At 59.8% G+C, this 14,559-nt stretch carries 15 protein-coding genes; 1 reads left to right on the forward strand and 14 read right to left on the reverse strand.

From position 1 onward, the window contains the following. Positions 1-301: 301 nt before the first annotated feature. The 3 genes from ABHR75_RS04725 to ABHR75_RS04735 all read right to left on the reverse strand — a co-directional run bounded on the left by ABHR75_RS04725 (position 302) and on the right by ABHR75_RS04735 (position 3,187). Positions 302-1,702 (reverse strand): phosphoglucomutase/phosphomannomutase family protein, encoded by a 1,401-nt coding sequence (locus tag ABHR75_RS04725; RefSeq protein WP_346963772.1) that lies wholly within the window; start codon positions 1,700-1,702, stop codon positions 302-304. 158 nt (positions 1,703-1,860) lie between these two features. Next, positions 1,861-2,754 (reverse strand): homocysteine S-methyltransferase family protein, encoded by an 894-nt coding sequence (locus tag ABHR75_RS04730; protein WP_006235725.1) that lies wholly within the window; start codon positions 2,752-2,754, stop codon positions 1,861-1,863. Positions 2,755-2,764: 10 nt separating this feature from the next. Continuing rightward, positions 2,765-3,187, reverse strand: a complete 423-nt coding sequence (locus tag ABHR75_RS04735; protein WP_346963773.1) for a metal-dependent transcriptional regulator — start codon at positions 3,185-3,187, stop codon at positions 2,765-2,767. A 120-nt stretch (positions 3,188-3,307) separates the two neighbouring features. Here ABHR75_RS04735 and pepT point away from each other — a divergent pair, with 120 nt between their 5' ends. Further along, on the forward strand, positions 3,308-4,555 hold the full coding sequence (gene pepT / locus ABHR75_RS04740) for a peptidase T (protein WP_346963774.1): 1,248 nt from the start codon (positions 3,308-3,310) through the stop codon (positions 4,553-4,555). Between the two features lie 377 nt (positions 4,556-4,932). Here the strand turns inward: pepT and ABHR75_RS04745 are convergent, their stop codons facing one another. From ABHR75_RS04745 to ABHR75_RS04795, 11 genes are all read right to left on the reverse strand, one after another. Continuing rightward, the gene (locus ABHR75_RS04745; protein ID WP_006235722.1) at positions 4,933-6,168 is read right to left on the reverse strand and encodes an LCP family protein; all 1,236 of its coding nucleotides are present in this window, start codon (positions 6,166-6,168) and stop codon (positions 4,933-4,935) included. A 12-nt stretch (positions 6,169-6,180) separates the two neighbouring features. Next, positions 6,181-7,464 carry a UDP-N-acetylglucosamine 1-carboxyvinyltransferase gene (murA, locus tag ABHR75_RS04750; protein ID WP_346963775.1) on the reverse strand — a complete coding sequence of 428 codons (1,284 nt, stop codon included), beginning with the start codon at positions 7,462-7,464 and terminating at the stop codon, positions 6,181-6,183. A gap of 88 nt (positions 7,465-7,552) precedes the next feature. Next, positions 7,553-7,945: an ATP synthase F1 subunit epsilon gene (atpC, locus tag ABHR75_RS04755; RefSeq protein WP_006235718.1), complete on the reverse strand. Its 393-nt coding sequence runs from the start codon at positions 7,943-7,945 to the stop codon at positions 7,553-7,555. Positions 7,946-7,948: 3 nt separating this feature from the next. Further along, positions 7,949-9,403, reverse strand: a complete 1,455-nt coding sequence (atpD, locus tag ABHR75_RS04760; protein WP_006235717.1) for a F0F1 ATP synthase subunit beta — start codon at positions 9,401-9,403, stop codon at positions 7,949-7,951. After that, on the reverse strand, positions 9,403-10,311 hold the full coding sequence (gene atpG, locus ABHR75_RS04765) for an ATP synthase F1 subunit gamma (protein ID WP_055310126.1): 909 nt from the start codon (positions 10,309-10,311) through the stop codon (positions 9,403-9,405). The genes atpD and atpG overlap by 1 nt, the downstream gene beginning before the upstream one ends. Before the next feature lie 5 nt (positions 10,312-10,316). Then, positions 10,317-11,915 (reverse strand): F0F1 ATP synthase subunit alpha, encoded by a 1,599-nt coding sequence (gene atpA, locus ABHR75_RS04770; protein ID WP_006235714.1) that lies wholly within the window; start codon positions 11,913-11,915, stop codon positions 10,317-10,319. After that, positions 11,915-12,391: a F0F1 ATP synthase subunit delta gene (locus ABHR75_RS04775; protein WP_006235713.1), complete on the reverse strand. Its 477-nt coding sequence runs from the start codon at positions 12,389-12,391 to the stop codon at positions 11,915-11,917. Before ABHR75_RS04775 ends, atpA begins: the two co-directional genes overlap by 1 nt. Beyond that, positions 12,381-12,983, reverse strand: coding sequence for a F0F1 ATP synthase subunit B (atpF, locus tag ABHR75_RS04780; protein WP_006235712.1), 603 nt, complete (start codon positions 12,981-12,983; stop codon positions 12,381-12,383). The genes ABHR75_RS04775 and atpF overlap by 11 nt, the downstream gene beginning before the upstream one ends. 15 nt (positions 12,984-12,998) lie before the next feature. Then, the gene (locus ABHR75_RS04785; protein WP_022094262.1) at positions 12,999-13,193 is read right to left on the reverse strand and encodes an ATP synthase subunit c family protein; all 195 of its coding nucleotides are present in this window, start codon (positions 13,191-13,193) and stop codon (positions 12,999-13,001) included. A 124-nt stretch (positions 13,194-13,317) separates the two neighbouring features. Continuing rightward, entirely contained in the window at positions 13,318-14,121 is an 804-nt protein-coding gene (gene atpB / locus ABHR75_RS04790) for a F0F1 ATP synthase subunit A (RefSeq protein ID WP_022094263.1), read from the reverse strand. Positions 14,122-14,124: 3 nt separating this feature from the next. After that, on the reverse strand, positions 14,125-14,436 hold the full coding sequence (locus ABHR75_RS04795) for a hypothetical protein (protein ID WP_035138788.1): 312 nt from the start codon (positions 14,434-14,436) through the stop codon (positions 14,125-14,127). Positions 14,437-14,559: the final 123 nt, after the last annotated feature.

Consider the following 14,559-nt stretch of genomic DNA (forward strand, 5'->3'; position numbering starts at 1 on the left):
CCTCTCGGCGGCCTTGCGAAAAACAAATCCAAGTTAGACCATTTCAAATGGTTCGATGTCTGCCCGGATGCGACACTCGGAAGTGTCCATCCTCGCAGTATCCGGTTCTCAAGGTGCACGCCTGGCGGCTCATCCGGTCCGACCGGGCCGCGCGGCAAGGAGATATATTGCCAGACCGGAGGGCCCCCGGGGGCGGGAATCTGGGCGTACACATTTCCTACACATCTTGGAATCCGACTAACGTTTGCCAGCCGTTACCTACCGCTCGCCGAGCATCTCTTTATATAAGGCAGTCTCATGGTTAAAGCGGATACGTCCCCCTAGCTAAAGCACAGCCAGCATCGAGCAACTCATCACGTTCTTCCACCGAGAACCCCTCGGCGTAGACGCGCACCACTGGTTCGGTCCCGCTAGGACGGACCAGCAGCCACGTGTCATCCTCGAATGCCAAACGCAAGCCATCCATATGACTAACGTTTTGCGGCACCTTGCCACAAATCGACTTCGGGTTTACGCCCGGCAGCAGGGTTCGTAACGTTTCGGCATCTTCGGCCTCAAGGCGCAAATCGCGTCGACCGTAACTCGTCTTACCAAAACTGTCCTCGAGTTGGTCGACCAGAACGCCCAAAGGCGCGTCCGTCTTTGCCATAAGCTCACACAGAATCAGACAGGCGAGGATTCCATCGCGCTCGGGCATATGCGCGGCGATGCCGATACCACCGGCTTCTTCGCCGCCCATGAGGACGCCGCCCTTCTTCATCTCTGCCGCTATATATTTGAAACCGACTGGCTTGACGGTCACGCGGCAGCCAAGCGCCTCGGCAATGCGACGCACGAGCGTCGAGCACGAAAGATTGACGACGACGCGCCCCTCCAAATTACGAAATTGAACCAAGTCGCCCAAAACGAGCGCCATGATCTGATGCGGATGTATATATCTGCCGCGCTCGTCAACCGCGCCGATACGATCGGCGTCGCCGTCGGTCACCAGGCCAGCGCAAGCTCCGTCCTCGATAACCGTGCGCTCGCAAGCGTCCACCCAAGGCTCAACGGGGTCGGGGCAGATATCTTCTTGGTCAGACGCCTGCCCGGCGTGAATCTCGTGCACCTCAACGCCAAGCTCGCGCAGCAAGTCGGCTAGATAGCCCTGGGCTGCGCCGCCCATGGGATCGACAACCACGCGCAGGTGCGCGTCGCGGATGGCTTCGGCATCGACAAACGATGCCACCGCCTGCATATAGTCAGGAATGATATCCGCGGTGCGATATTGCCCCTCGATCCCCATTGGCTCGGGAGCCATGGTCTCTTCGAGCTCTTCGATGACATCCTGGTTGGCGGTCGAGCCGTCACCCATGCGAATCTTGAGGCACAGATAACCCTGCGGATGATGGGACCCCGTCACCATGAGCGCGCCGCACGCCCCACCGTCATAAGCCGCCGCCCACGTAAGGGCAGGGGTCGGAACAGGTCGCGAAGCGAGCACGGCGTCCAGCCCGTGCGCTGCTAGCACGCCCGCCGCAAGCTCAGCGAACTCGCTCGCCAGGGGCCGGGTGTCGAACCCTATATATACCGTTTTGCCCGGATTGGTCTTTTGCCACAACTCGCCGACGGCATCGGCGATACGGGCAACGTTATCGGCAGTAAAGTCCTCATCGACGCGAGCGCGCCAACCGTCAGTTCCAAAATGAATTATCGCGCACACGCGCAGACACCTCACAGTGTTTGGATCATGGTACGCGTGAGGTATACCCGCAACACGCACTCAGCAACCTGCCGGCACCAGCATTCACCATTTGGGCAAATGCTGCCGAGGACATGCAAGCAATAAAAAAACCGCCCCGTATGGAGCGGTTTTGCCCTTTATATATCGAGCGCCTCGGCCATCGCTGCCGTAGTGATTGCCGTGGTTCCACAGCAACTGCCCACCATTGCGGCGCCGGCATGTCTCCATTCGATGCATGCGCGCGCGAAAGCTTCGGGATTCTCGTGCCATACGGGGCCATCCTGAGTCTGGACCGGATCGCCTACGTTGGGACGCACCGTAACGGGAGTAGTCGCCGATGCAACCATCCTGGGCACCGCCGCATTCGCGGCCGCAAGCGAACAGCAATTAACACCAACCGAGTTTGCGCCGTGTTTTTCGGCGTACAAAACGGCTGCCTCGATGTTGAGGCCATCGCCCAGCAGGTCGCCTTTATCGTCAACGACAAAACTCACCAGAACAGGCATGCCGTCGGCGGCATCTCGGGCGCCGGCAAGCATGGGCTGCAGATTACGGATAGACGTCACCGTCTCGATCAGCAGACCGTCAACACCAGCATTGAGCAAGGCGTGCGCCTGTTCGCGCGCAATGCCGCGGATTTCACGATACTCGACAGAGTCCTCGGCAAACCACTCAATACCGATCGGGCCCATCGAGCCCAGCAGTAGCTGAGGGTGCGCCTGGCGGGCATCGTCGACGGCCCCGCGATTGACCTCCGCCACGGACGGCGCAATCTGGTCGTGCTTGAGGGCATAGCTCGATGCCTGAAAGGTATTGGTAATGAGCACCTGCGCGCCGGCGGCGACATACAAGCGATGGATACGAGAAACGGTCTGCGGCTCTGCCAGATTCCAAAACGCCGGTGGAATGTCGGCGGCATCGTACTCACTCAACAAAACACTGCCCATGGGGCCCTGCGCCAACAAGGTCTCGCTCGACAAGCGGCGCGTAAGTTCCTCGGCACCAAAGCGGTTGTAATAACTCGTATCCATATATATCCCGCTATTCCTCGACGCTGATTCCCTGCTTTTCGAGATAGGCGAGCCAGCGGCTCATCGTGTCCTCGGATAGCGCATGCTCCATCATGCAGGCCTCGGAATCGGCTCGCTCAAATTCGACACCGAGCTCCTGAACCAAAAACGTGCGGATGAGGCGATGACGGTACCAGATAGCCGCGCCAACCTCGCGGCCGCGATCGGTCAGGATCACCTTGCCGTAGTGCGATTGCTCGACAAGCTCGGATGCCTTGAGAGCCGAAACCGCTTTATTGACCGATGCCTTGGAGACGCCAAGGCGCTGCGCGATGTCGACCGATCGAACGCCGTTGGTTTCCCCCTCTTCGCTTTCAATGCGAACCATGCACTCCAAGTAGTCTTCGTTCGCCACCGTCAGATGTAGTTCGCGCGAGCTATTTGTCGTATCCATGATCTTCCGTCCCTTCTGCATTCAATGGCTGATTCTACCCCATCCAAGCGTCGCGGTATGCCGTGGCATACCGTGCTAGAGTTCTTGTTGCACACGACGACCAAGATTGGAGCGGTCTTTATGGAAAACACCACCACGAACCCCGATGTCCTCGAGCGCTTTTTGCGCTACGTCCAGATCAACACGCAGTCCGAGGATGCAAACTGCGACCAGGTACCCTCGAGCGCCGTTCAGTTTGACCTTGCCAACGTGCTGGCTGAAGAGCTGCGCGAGCTTGGTGCGGAAGATGCCCACGTGACCGAGCACGCCTATGTCTGCGCGCATATCCCCGCAAGTGCGGGCGCTGAGGACAAGCCCGCCCTGGGCCTGATCGCCCATCTCGACACCACCGAAGTTGCACCGGGTGCCGGCGTGAAACCGCACATCGTACACTACGAAGGCGGCGACCTGGTCTGCGGCACGGTTGACGGTAAGCCCGTTGCCATGAGTACCGCCAAGCTTCCCGCCCTGAACGACCTCGCAGGTGAGGACCTGGTCTGCAGCGATGGCACCACGCTGCTGGGCGCGGACGACAAGGCAGGCGTCGCCGAGATCATGTCGCTTGTCGCGCGTATCGCTCAGGACCCTTCTCTGCCCCATCCCGCACTCGGCATTTGCTTCTGCCCTGACGAGGAGATCGGCCACGGAGCCGAGCTGTTGGATATCGATACCTTTGGCTGCAAGTACGCCTACACGGTCGACGGCGGCCCCATCGGCGAGCTGGAGTGGGAGTGCTTTAACGCCGCCGAGGCGACCGTCCGCTTTGAGGGCCAGTCCATCCACCCGGGCGACGCCAAGGGCCGTATGGTCAACGCAGGCAATCTGTTCTGCGACTTCAACGCGTTGCTCCCCTACGCGCAGCGCCCGGAGTATACGGAAGGCTACGAGGGCTTTTATCACCTTGAGGGTGTATCTGCGACCGTCGATCACGCCACAGCGCGCTATATCGTCCGCGACCATGACGCCGCCAAGTTCCAGCAAAAACTCGACCTTATTGATGCCGCTGCCTCGATGCTCAACCAGCGTCTGGGTGAGGAGCGCGTGACGGTCGAGATTAAGCAGCAGTATCGAAATATGGCCGAGATCGTTCGTGACTATCCCGAGCTTATTGATGTTGCCAAGGAAGCCTACCTTGCCTGCGGCGTTGAGCCCCAAGTGCTGTCAATTCGTGGCGGCACCGACGGCGCCCAGCTGTCGTTCCGCGGTCTGCCCTGCCCCAACCTTTCCACCGGCGGCTATTGCTACCACGGCGTCAACGAGTTCGTCCCGGTCAGTTCGCTCGTCAAGATGACCGACGTCCTGCAGGAGCTCGTCGCCCGCTTTGCATAAGCCTGGCTGCATAAGCCCAAAAGACGAATCGCCCCGTCCTCAACCGAGAACGGGACGATTTTTTTGCTGCAACGAGAACAGGTTGACGCACGCCAGCCTCTTAACGCAAGGAGTGTCCCAAACTGCCGGCACATAAGAAACGTCCCCAAGTGCCAAGTGCATCAAGAGTGTCCCCTTTGACCAGTCGTTTAAGAACGCCCCCAATGACTAACGTCGCAGGTTGAGGACGGGAAGCGAGCGGGTCGCATTTGAGACAAGGTGACGTGAAACGAAAGGGCGCTGACCTTCTGGTCGCGCCCTTGAAGTTGAACGTCAGATTGTCCAAATGCGGCCCGCGCAGCGTCAAGCGGTTACGCGGTTTGGTAAAACCGCGTAACTTAGTAGTTGGCTTCGTAGCCGTTGCCGTCGCCGGTGGGCTCTTCGTAGTAGTCCGAATCGCTCGAATCGCTTGAGTCATCGGAATCGTCAGAGCTGACCGATGAGGTTGCGGTACCGTTTGCGTAGTCGTCAGACGTGTTGTTGTTCAGGTCGCCGATCGTAGAGCTGGAACCGTCGGAAAGACCCATGGTGTTGGGACCCTTGGGATCCTTGCCGGCATCGACGCGCTCCATCATTTCCTTGAGCTCGTCCTCGTAGACAAAGACGTAGCTCACACCGTCGATCATGGTGCTGTCGTCGGCGTACGAGGGCAGGTTGGCCGAGTAGATACCGTCGACATCCATACCGCGCATGGCGTTGACCGTAGCCACGATATCCTGAACGCTCATATCGGTTACAAGCATATCGGACAGCGAATTAACCAGGCCAAAGATCTTCGTGGCATCGAAGTTATTGAGAATCTGGTTGGCAAGGGCGCCAAGCACCTGACGCTGGTGGCGCATGCGCGTGTAATCGCCGTCGGCATAGGTGTAGCGGCAGCGGGCATAGGTAAGGGCGGTGGCACCGTCCATATGCTGCTGGCCAGCGGTAATCTTAATATCCAGGTGCTCGGGGTCGTCAACATCATCGGTTGCGTTAATGTCGATACCGCCAACCGAATCAATCAGCGCCTGCATACCGTCGAAGCTGACCTCGGCATAGTGGGAAATCTGAACACCGCACAGCTCGTTGACCGCCTCGACCATGGCCTCGGCGCCGCCAACGGTATGGCAGGCGTTGATCTTCATGGTCTCGCCCTTGTACTCGACCTTGGTGTCGCGCGGAACGGAAATGAGCGTCGCCTGCTTTTGCGTGGGGTCGATGCGTGCCAGGATAATCGAGTCGGCACGATACGTATCCTCGCCCGGACGGCCGTCGGTGCCAAGAAGCAGCACGTAGAACGGATCCTTTGCCTCATCGGTGTCAACCAGAACCCGACGCAGATTATCGGTAATGACATTAGAATCGCCGAGCTTGCCCATAATGGTGGCAAACCACAGGCCGGCAGCGGTAGTGGCACTCAGCAGCACACCAAGCACGACAATGAGCGCGACGTGACGAATCGTGTGGCTACGACGACGTTGACGAGCGCGCTCGGAATAGCGAGCCACGTTATCGCGACTGTAGATCTTGGCCTGCGCACCAGTTGAGGGTCTTCGGGCGGTGGTATCCGCGAGGGGCTTTTTATTAAACATAGGCAACCTGTATTAGTAGATGACGGGATCGGGGACGGAAGCATGCTCGACATGCGCGCCGAGCGCCTGCAGCTTTTCGACAAACTGCTCGTAGCCGCGCTTGATGTGATGGATGGCCGAAACCTCGGTCGTCCCGTCGGCGATCAAGCCCGCTACGACGAGGGCCGCTCCGCCACGCAGATCAGGCGAGGTAACCTGTGCACCCGAGAAGCCCTTAACGCCATGAATCATGGCATGATGGCTCTCGATACGAATGTCGGCACCCATGCGCACCAGCTCAGAGGCAAACATAAAGCGATTCTCGAAGATGTTCTCGGTAATAACGGAACTGCCGTCGGCAAGGGCGGAGAGCACCATAATCTGCGCCTGCATGTCCGTCGGGAAGCCGGGGAACGGAAGCGTCTGGATGTCGACCGGCTTGATACGCTCGGCACGGTTTACATGGACGCCATCCTCGACGCGCTCGCAGTCGATACCCATGAGCTCCATCTTCTTGAGCACCATGCCCAAGTGAATGGGGCAAAAGCCCATGACATCGACACCGCGATCGTCGGCCATCAACGCACCGGCAACGATAAAGGTACCGGCCTCGATGCGGTCGCCCACTACGCGATGGGTAACAGGATGCAGCTCTTCCACGCCCTCGATGGTCACGACGGGCGTACCCGCGCCGACAATCTTGGCGCCCATCTCGTTGAGCATGTTGGCGAGATCGACGATCTCGGGCTCGCGGGCGGCATTGTCGATAACCGTGGTGCCCTGCGCGCGCACGGATGCCATGATGAGGTTCTCGGTCGCACCGACGCTGGCGAACTCGAGCGTGACGGTGGTACCGCGCAGACCTTGGGGCGCATTAGCGTTGATGTAGCCGTGGGCGGTATCGAACTCAACGCCCAGGGCCTCAAGACCAAGAATGTGCATATCGATCTTGCGAGCACCCAGGTTGCAGCCGCCCGGCATGGCGATCTTGGCGCGATGGAAGCGACCCAGCAGGGGTCCCATCACGGCTGTGGAAGCACGCATCTTGGCAACGAGCTCGTAGGGGGCCTCCCAAGAATCGACCTGAGAGGTATCAATCTCGAGCGTGTGCTCGTCAAGGACATCGATTGTGGCGCCCATACCCTTGAGCACCTTGCCCATCACGTGGACATCGGAAATATCGGGCACGTTCTGCAGCGTCGTCTTGCCCGGCGCCAGAAGCGTTGCCGCCATGAGTTTGAGCGCGGAGTTCTTGGCGCCCGAAACGGGCACGGAGCCTCCGATGGCGTGGCCACCCTCAACGCGGATAATATCCAAGGTCTACCCTTTCAAAAAGCATGCCCGGGATGGCTGGGCCATCCCGGGCATGATGTGTTCGCAAATGGTCGAACGCTAAATCGTTTGACTATTGGGCAAGCTTGAGCTTACACCATGCGATTTCATTATAGAGGTAGGCGCGGCGTGCATCATCCTCCGACAAATTACCCAGCTTCTCTTCAAAACCTTGAATATCAGCTTTAAGCTTGTCGGCATCGACGGTCGCCAAATCGCAAGCGCGCTCGGCGAGAACGGTCACGACATCGTCCGCAACCTGGGCATAGCCGCCGGCCACGGCAAACGTGTGGTCGACAGTGCCCATGGCCTTATCGGAAACGCGAACGTAACCGCGGTCGATCGTGCAGATCTCGCTGGAGTGAGCAGGCAGAACGCCAAACTCGCCATCCGTGGACGGAATCGACACAAACGCAGCGTCGCCCTCATAGGCGCAGCTCACGGGGCACACGATGCGGATACGCATAACCTACTTCTCCCCCATCTTGCGGGCGCGCTCGCGCACGTCCTCAATCGTGGAAGCATAGCGGAAAGCCTGCTCGGGCAGGTCATCGGCCTTGCCGTCGACAATCTCGGCGAAAGAGCGGACGGTATCCTCGACGCGGACGTAGACACCGGGGTTGCCGGTGAACTTCTCGGCGACGTGGAAGGACTGCGAGAGGAACTGCTGAATCTTACGGGCACGGTTGACCGTAAGGCGCTGCTCCTCGGACAGCTCGTCCATACCCAGAATGGCGATGATGTCCTGAAGGTCGGAGTACTCCTGCAGGAGCTCCTGGACCTTGACGGCGACACGGTAGTGCTCCTCGCCGACGATCGAGGGATCGAGAGCGTCGGAGGAAGATGCGAGCGGGTCGATAGCCGGGAACAGGCCGAGCGACGAAATGCTACGCGAAAGAACCGTGGTGGCGTCGAGGTGCGTAAACGTTGTGGCAGGCGCCGGGTCGGTCAGGTCGTCTGCGGGGACGTAGACAGCCTGGACGGAGGTAATGGAGCCCGTCTTGGTCGAGGTAATGCGCTCCTGGAGGTCGCCCATCTCGGTTGCCAGCGTGGGCTGGTAACCAACGGCGGACGGCATACGGCCCAGCAGTGCGGAAACCTCGGAACCTGCCTGGGAGAAGCGGAAGATGTTGTCGATGAACAGCAGAACGTCCTGGCCACGATCACGGAAATACTCAGCGGTAGTAAGGCCGGCCAGACCGATGCGCAGACGCGCTCCGGGCGGCTCGTTCATCTGACCATAGACCAAGCAGGTCTTGTCGATAACGCCAGACTCGCTCATCTCGAGGAACAGGTCGGTGCCCTCGCGGGTACGCTCGCCGACGCCGGTGAACACCGAGGTGCCGCCGTGCTCCTGGGCGAGGTTGTTGATGAGCTCCTGAATCAGAACGGTCTTGCCGACGCCGGCGCCGCCGAACAGGCCCGTCTTGCCGCCACGGATGTAGGGCTCGAGCAGGTCGACAGCCTTGATGCCGGTCTCGAAGATCTCGGTCTTGGTGGTGAGCTCGTCGAAACGGGGCGCTGCATGGTGGATGGGGTAGAACTCCTCCACCTCGGGCATGGGCTTGCCGTCGACGGGCTTGCCCATGACGTTCCAAATGCGGCCGAGCGTCTTGGGACCAACGGGCATCTTCATGGGCTCACCGGTATCGGTGGCGATGAGGCCGCGCTGCAGGCCGTCGGTCGAGGACATGGCGACCGTGCGGACGACGCCGCCCGGAAGCTGGCTCTCGACCTCGAGGATCGTGCTCAGATGACCGATCGGGGTCTCGGCCTCGACCGTGAGCGCGTTGTAGATCGGGGGCACCGCGCCGTCAAACTTGACGTCGACGACAGGGCCGATGATTCGCACGATGCGACCATCACCGGCAGTCGTCTTCTTGGTGGCTTCCTCGACCGCAAGCTTTACGGTGTTATTAGCCATTACTGTTCCTCCAATGCTGAGGCTCCGCCGACGATCTCGTTAATCTCGGTCGTGATCGAAGCCTGGCGCACGCGACTATACGTGCGGGTAAGGGTCGAGATGATCGCGGTGGCGTTTTCCGTCGCGGAGTGCATGGCCTTGCGGCGTGCACCCTGCTCGGCAGCCGCCGAATCGATCAGGGCCTGGTAGATGACCGTCAGGATATAAGACGGCACAAGCTTGCCGAGAACATGCTCGGGAGAGGGCACGAACTCGAACGTGGACGAGATGCGCTTAGGGGCGTCGGTCTCGTTCTTACGCGGACCGTGGGCCATAGCGATCATCTCGGGGTCGAGCGGCAACAGATGCTCGACGCGAAGCTCCTGATCCACGCGGTTCTTGGCGTGGTGGTAGACAAGCTCGACACGGTCAAGCTCACCGGCACGATACGCATCGCAGATATGAGAGGAGATCATGCGGGCCTGATTGAAATCGGGCTCAGAGGAGTTGCCCTCAAAGTGCATGACGACGTTTTCGCGGTCACGGAAATACGTGGCCGGTTTGCGCCCACACGCGATGATCTCGCACTCGATGCCGTCGTTCGCCCAAGAAGCGGCGAGCTTTTCGGCCGTGCGCTCCACCGTCGTATTGAAACCGCCGGCAAGGCCGCGGTCCGAGGCAATAACGACAATCAGGCCATGCTTGACGCTCTCATGCTTCTGCAGCATGGGATCGGTGCCCGAACAGGAGGCGTCGCCGGCGACCGTCAACATGACGTCGGTCAGCGCCTCCTTATAGGGCTCGGCCTGCTTGGAGCGATCGAGAGCACGACGGATCTTGGCCGTAGAGACCATCTCCATCGTGCGCGTGATCTGCTTGGTCGTGGTAACCGAGGAGATTCGCTTCTTAATGTCGCGAAGGTTGGCCATGGGGCTTAGTTCTCCTCTGATCCAGAAACATCCGAATGGTGCTTGGCCATGAACTGCTGCTTGAAGTCGCCGATGACGCGCAAGAGCTCAGCCTTGGTGTCATCATCGATCTTCTTGGCGCGAACCTTGTCGAGCAGCGAGCCAAAGCCATTGTCCATGTACTCGATGAGCTCGGCACGGAAAGGCAGCACGTCGGCAATCTCCAGGTCATCCAGGAAGCCCTCGTTGCCAGCGAACAGCGTAACGATCTGCTCGCCAACCTCAAACGGCTTGTAGCGCGGCTGCTTCAGGAGCTCGGTCATGCGGGCACCATGGGTCAGCTGCTTCTGAGTAGCCTCGTCAAGGTCGGAGCCAAACTGCGTAAAGCCAGCGAGCTCCTGATAGGAAGCGAGGTCCAGACGGAGGTTGCCGGCGACCTGCTTCATGGCCTTGGTCTGCGCATCGCCACCGACGCGGGACACGGAGATACCCACGTCGACTGCCGGGCGCTGACCCTGGAAGAAGAGCTCGGACTGCAGGTAGATCTGACCATCGGTAATGGAAATGACGTTGGTCGGAATGTAGGCCGAGACGTCGCCGTCCTGGGTCTCGATGATCGGCAGTGCCGTCATGGAGCCGTAACCGTTCTTCTTGGACATCTTGACGGCACGCTCGAGCAGACGAGAGTGCAGGTAGAAGATGTCGCCAGGATAGGCCTCGCGTCCGGGCGGACGATGCAGCGTCAGCGACATCTGACGGTAGGCCACAGCCTGCTTGGACAGGTCATCGTAGATGACGAGCACGTGGCCGCCGGGGTTGGTCTCGCTGGCGGGCTTGCCGTCCTCGCCGTTGTACATAAAGAACTCGCCAATAGCGGCACCGGCCATAGGCGCGATGTACTGCATAGGGGCGGAATCGGCAGCGGTGGCCGAAACGATGATGGTGTAGTCGAGCGCACCGTGCTGAGCGAGGGTCTCGCGGATGTTGGCAACCGTGGAGGCCTTCTGGCCGATGGCGACATAGATGCAGACCATGCCCTTGCCGCGCTGGTTGAGGATAGCGTCGATGGCGATGGCGGTCTTACCGGTCTTACGGTCACCGATGATGAGCTCACGCTGACCGCGGCCAATAGGCACCATGGAGTCGATAGCGAGCAGACCGGTCTGAACCGGCTCGCACACCGGGGTACGATCGATGACGCCGGGAGCCTTGAACTCGATGGGGCGACGGTGCGTAGCGACGATGTCGCCCAGGCCGTCGATGGGCTGGCCGAGCGGATTGACGACGCGGCCGAGCATGGCACGGCTCACGGGGATATCCATAACGCGGCCAGTGGTGCGGCACTCGTCGCCTTCCTTGATGGAGTCGACGGCACCGAACAGAACGGCGCCGACCTCGTCACGGTCAAGGTTCTGGGCAAGGCCGAAGACGGTCTCACCGGTATCGGAGCTCTTGAACTCCAGAAGCTCGCCTGCCATGGCGCTCTTGAGGCCGGAGACGCGCGCGATGCCGTCGCCTACCTCGTCGACCGTTGAAACCTCATGCGTATCGACCGTCGCGGAGAGGCTCGTGAGCTGCTCCTGCAGTTTCTTGGCGATATCCTGGGCATTGAGGGTTTCGGACATTAGGCTTCACCTCCGTACGAATTAGCAGAGTTTGCGAGGGTCTCCTGCGCGATGCGCAGCTGCGTCTTGACGGAAATGTCACGACGCTCGCCGCGGGCCTCGAGCACCAGGCCGCCCACGATAGACGGGTCGACCTGCTCGATAAGGAATACCTTGCGGCCGAAGTCCTGCTCGCATTTCTTAGTGATGGTTTGACGCAGCTCGTCGTCGAGCGGGATCGCCGTGGTGACGGTCACGCCCACTACATCCTCGTCTTCCTCGGCAACATACTTAAAGGCAGCTGCCACCTTGGGAAGAAGGTCGAGCTGGTCGCGCTTGGACATGGTGTCGAGCACGGCGATGATCTCGGGGCTGGCAGAAGCCAAGCGCTCGATCATCTCGAGGTCCTCGAACACATGGTTCTCGGCCTTGGCGGCTTCCAAAAGGGAACGCGCGTAGGTCTCGAGCACCTTGTCCTGATAGCGGCTAGTCGGCATTCAGGCTACCTGCTTCCTGGATGTAGCGCTCGATGAGCTTCTTCTGCTCAGCATCGTCCTCGAGTGCCTCGCCCACGATCTTGGTGGCGACGGCAACGGACAGGTCGGCGATGGAGCTCGCGGCACCGGCGTAGATGGACTTGCGCTCGTCCTCGACGGTCGTATGGGCCTTGGCGATGATCTCCTCGGCCTCCTTGTGAGCAGCCTCGATGATACGGGCACGCTCGGACTCGGCGTCCTTACGGGCCTCGAGAACGATGTCGGCAGCCTGACGACGGGCGTCGGTGACGATCGAGTCGGACTCAGCGCGCTTGGCGATAGCCTCCTGCTTGGTCTTCTCGGCCTCGTCGAGGCTCTCCTCGATCTTCTTGCCGCGCTCCTCCATGGTTTTCATGATGCCCGGCAGGGCGACCTTGGCCAGCACGATCCAGATAATCAGGAAGGCGATAAGCGCCGGGATGAACTCCGCCATCTTAGGGATGAGGATGTCCGCACCGGCGGCGCCGTCCTCGGCGAACGCGGAAACCGGCATGAGCAGCGCGGCCGCGGACGCGGAGAGTGCGATCGCGCTCTTCTGGGATGAAAGATTCATACTTGACGCTCCGTGCTATTTAACGATCAGCGCGACAACGAAGCCGATCAGAGCCAGAGCCTCGCCGAAAGCGGAGCCCATGATGAAGACGGTGAACACGCGGCCCTGGACCTCAGGCTGACGGGCCATAGCACCCGTAGCACCCAGAGCAGACAGGCCGATAGCAAGACCAGCGCCGATAACACCGAGACCGTAACCGATAACTCCCACGATTCCTCCTTTGTCGTGCGTGTCTTATTTCACGCAGGATAACCTTTTTATAACTGCCGGGCTCCATGGGTACGGGCACCGGCGGTTTAACGAATTGCCTTACCTTTAAGGCGCGAACGGAAGACTACTCCTCCTCCGCGACCTCCTCTGCCTCGGAGACATACACGGCGGTAAGGACCGTGAAGACGTAAGCCTGGATGGCGCCGACCACAAGCTCGATCGCATAGATCAGGATGAGAATGGCAAGCCAGGCCAGCGAAGGCAGGGCGCCGACGGCGTGGGCCGCGGAAACCTGCTGAAGCAGCGGCTGCATGAACATGCTCGCCATGATGGCGAACGAGCCCATGACCACGTGTCCTGCGAACATGTTGCAGAACAGACGGACGGCGAGCGTGATGAGGCGCAGGAAGGTCGAGAAAAGCTCGACGACCCACACGAGCACGTTCATCGGGAAGCTCACGCCCTGCGGAGCGAGGCTCTTAATGTAGCCGATCACGCCGTGAGCCTTGCATCCGTAGTAGATGAAGTACACGAAGGCGAAGATGGCGAGCGCGGCGGTGGAGCCGATTGCGCCGGTGCCGGGCTTCATTCCCGGAATCAGGCCGATCATGTTGTTGATCAGGATGAACAGGAAAAGCGAGCACAGGAACGGGAAGTGCTTCTTCCAGTTCTCACCCACGACACCCTTGCCGATATCGTTCTCGACGTACTCGATGATGTACTCGAAACCGTTGACGAAGAAGCCCTTGGGAACCAAAGTCTGCTTCTTCTTGAACACGGCCAGGACGATCAGGAGCACGATCGTGGAGACGATCAGCCAAAACGAGTACTGCGTGATGCCGCAGCTCAGATCGCCCACGACAGGGGTGGAGCTGAACTCGCTGACCAGATGATTAATCTCATCAGGCAGCTTTTCAAAAATTTCCACGACTTACCTTTCGACCTCATGAGGATCTCGCAGCGCCTTGGCGACGCGAACCGCGCAGGCGGCCATAAAGGCCACGAAGCCGATCGCCTCGCCCAGGAGGAACATGCGAAATGCCTCTCCGAACAACACAAACACAACCAAGGTAAAGACAAGCAACGCGATTGCCGAGACCGCGAGACTCACCATACCCTTGAGCATGTCCGCATTCTGCTTATCGTCAAGAACCGGCTTGAGCGTAAAGACAAAGGGAAGGAAGGCAATCGCGCCCGCGATGGCACCTGCAACGATAGCGAGCAGATCGGCTATCTGAAACACTGGCGTCCTCACTTTCCTTTTTTATCGCCTCACAGGACAGTTCCCGCCAAACATTGGTGACTATTGTACGAGCCAATCGCTAAAGTACAACCGAAAAAGCATCGGTTAATACGCACCTGTTCG

Origin of the sequence: Collinsella aerofaciens, from assembly GCF_039752955.1 — a bacterium.
Classification (GTDB): domain Bacteria; phylum Actinomycetota; class Coriobacteriia; order Coriobacteriales; family Coriobacteriaceae; genus Collinsella; species Collinsella aerofaciens_BI.

What these genes read in the sequence shown, in the direction of transcription:
- ABHR75_RS04730 (WP_006235725.1), bottom strand. Translation starts at nt 2,754, where the DNA reads ATGGATACGAGTTATTACAACCGCTTTGGTGCCGAGGAACTTACGCGC.
- ABHR75_RS04735 (WP_346963773.1), bottom strand. Translation starts at nt 3,187, where the DNA reads ATGGATACGACAAATAGCTCGCGCGAACTACATCTGACGGTGGCGAAC.
- pepT (WP_346963774.1), top strand. Translation starts at nt 3,308, where the DNA reads ATGGAAAACACCACCACGAACCCCGATGTCCTCGAGCGCTTTTTGCGC.
- ABHR75_RS04745 (WP_006235722.1), bottom strand. Translation starts at nt 6,168, where the DNA reads ATGTTTAATAAAAAGCCCCTCGCGGATACCACCGCCCGAAGACCCTCA.
- atpC (WP_006235718.1), bottom strand. Translation starts at nt 7,945, where the DNA reads ATGCGTATCCGCATCGTGTGCCCCGTGAGCTGCGCCTATGAGGGCGAC.
- atpD (WP_006235717.1), bottom strand. Translation starts at nt 9,403, where the DNA reads ATGGCTAATAACACCGTAAAGCTTGCGGTCGAGGAAGCCACCAAGAAG.
- atpG (WP_055310126.1), bottom strand. Translation starts at nt 10,311, where the DNA reads ATGGCCAACCTTCGCGACATTAAGAAGCGAATCTCCTCGGTTACCACG.
- atpA (WP_006235714.1), bottom strand. Translation starts at nt 11,915, where the DNA reads ATGTCCGAAACCCTCAATGCCCAGGATATCGCCAAGAAACTGCAGGAG.
- ABHR75_RS04775 (WP_006235713.1), bottom strand. Translation starts at nt 12,391, where the DNA reads ATGCCGACTAGCCGCTATCAGGACAAGGTGCTCGAGACCTACGCGCGT.
- atpF (WP_006235712.1), bottom strand. Translation starts at nt 12,983, where the DNA reads ATGAATCTTTCATCCCAGAAGAGCGCGATCGCACTCTCCGCGTCCGCG.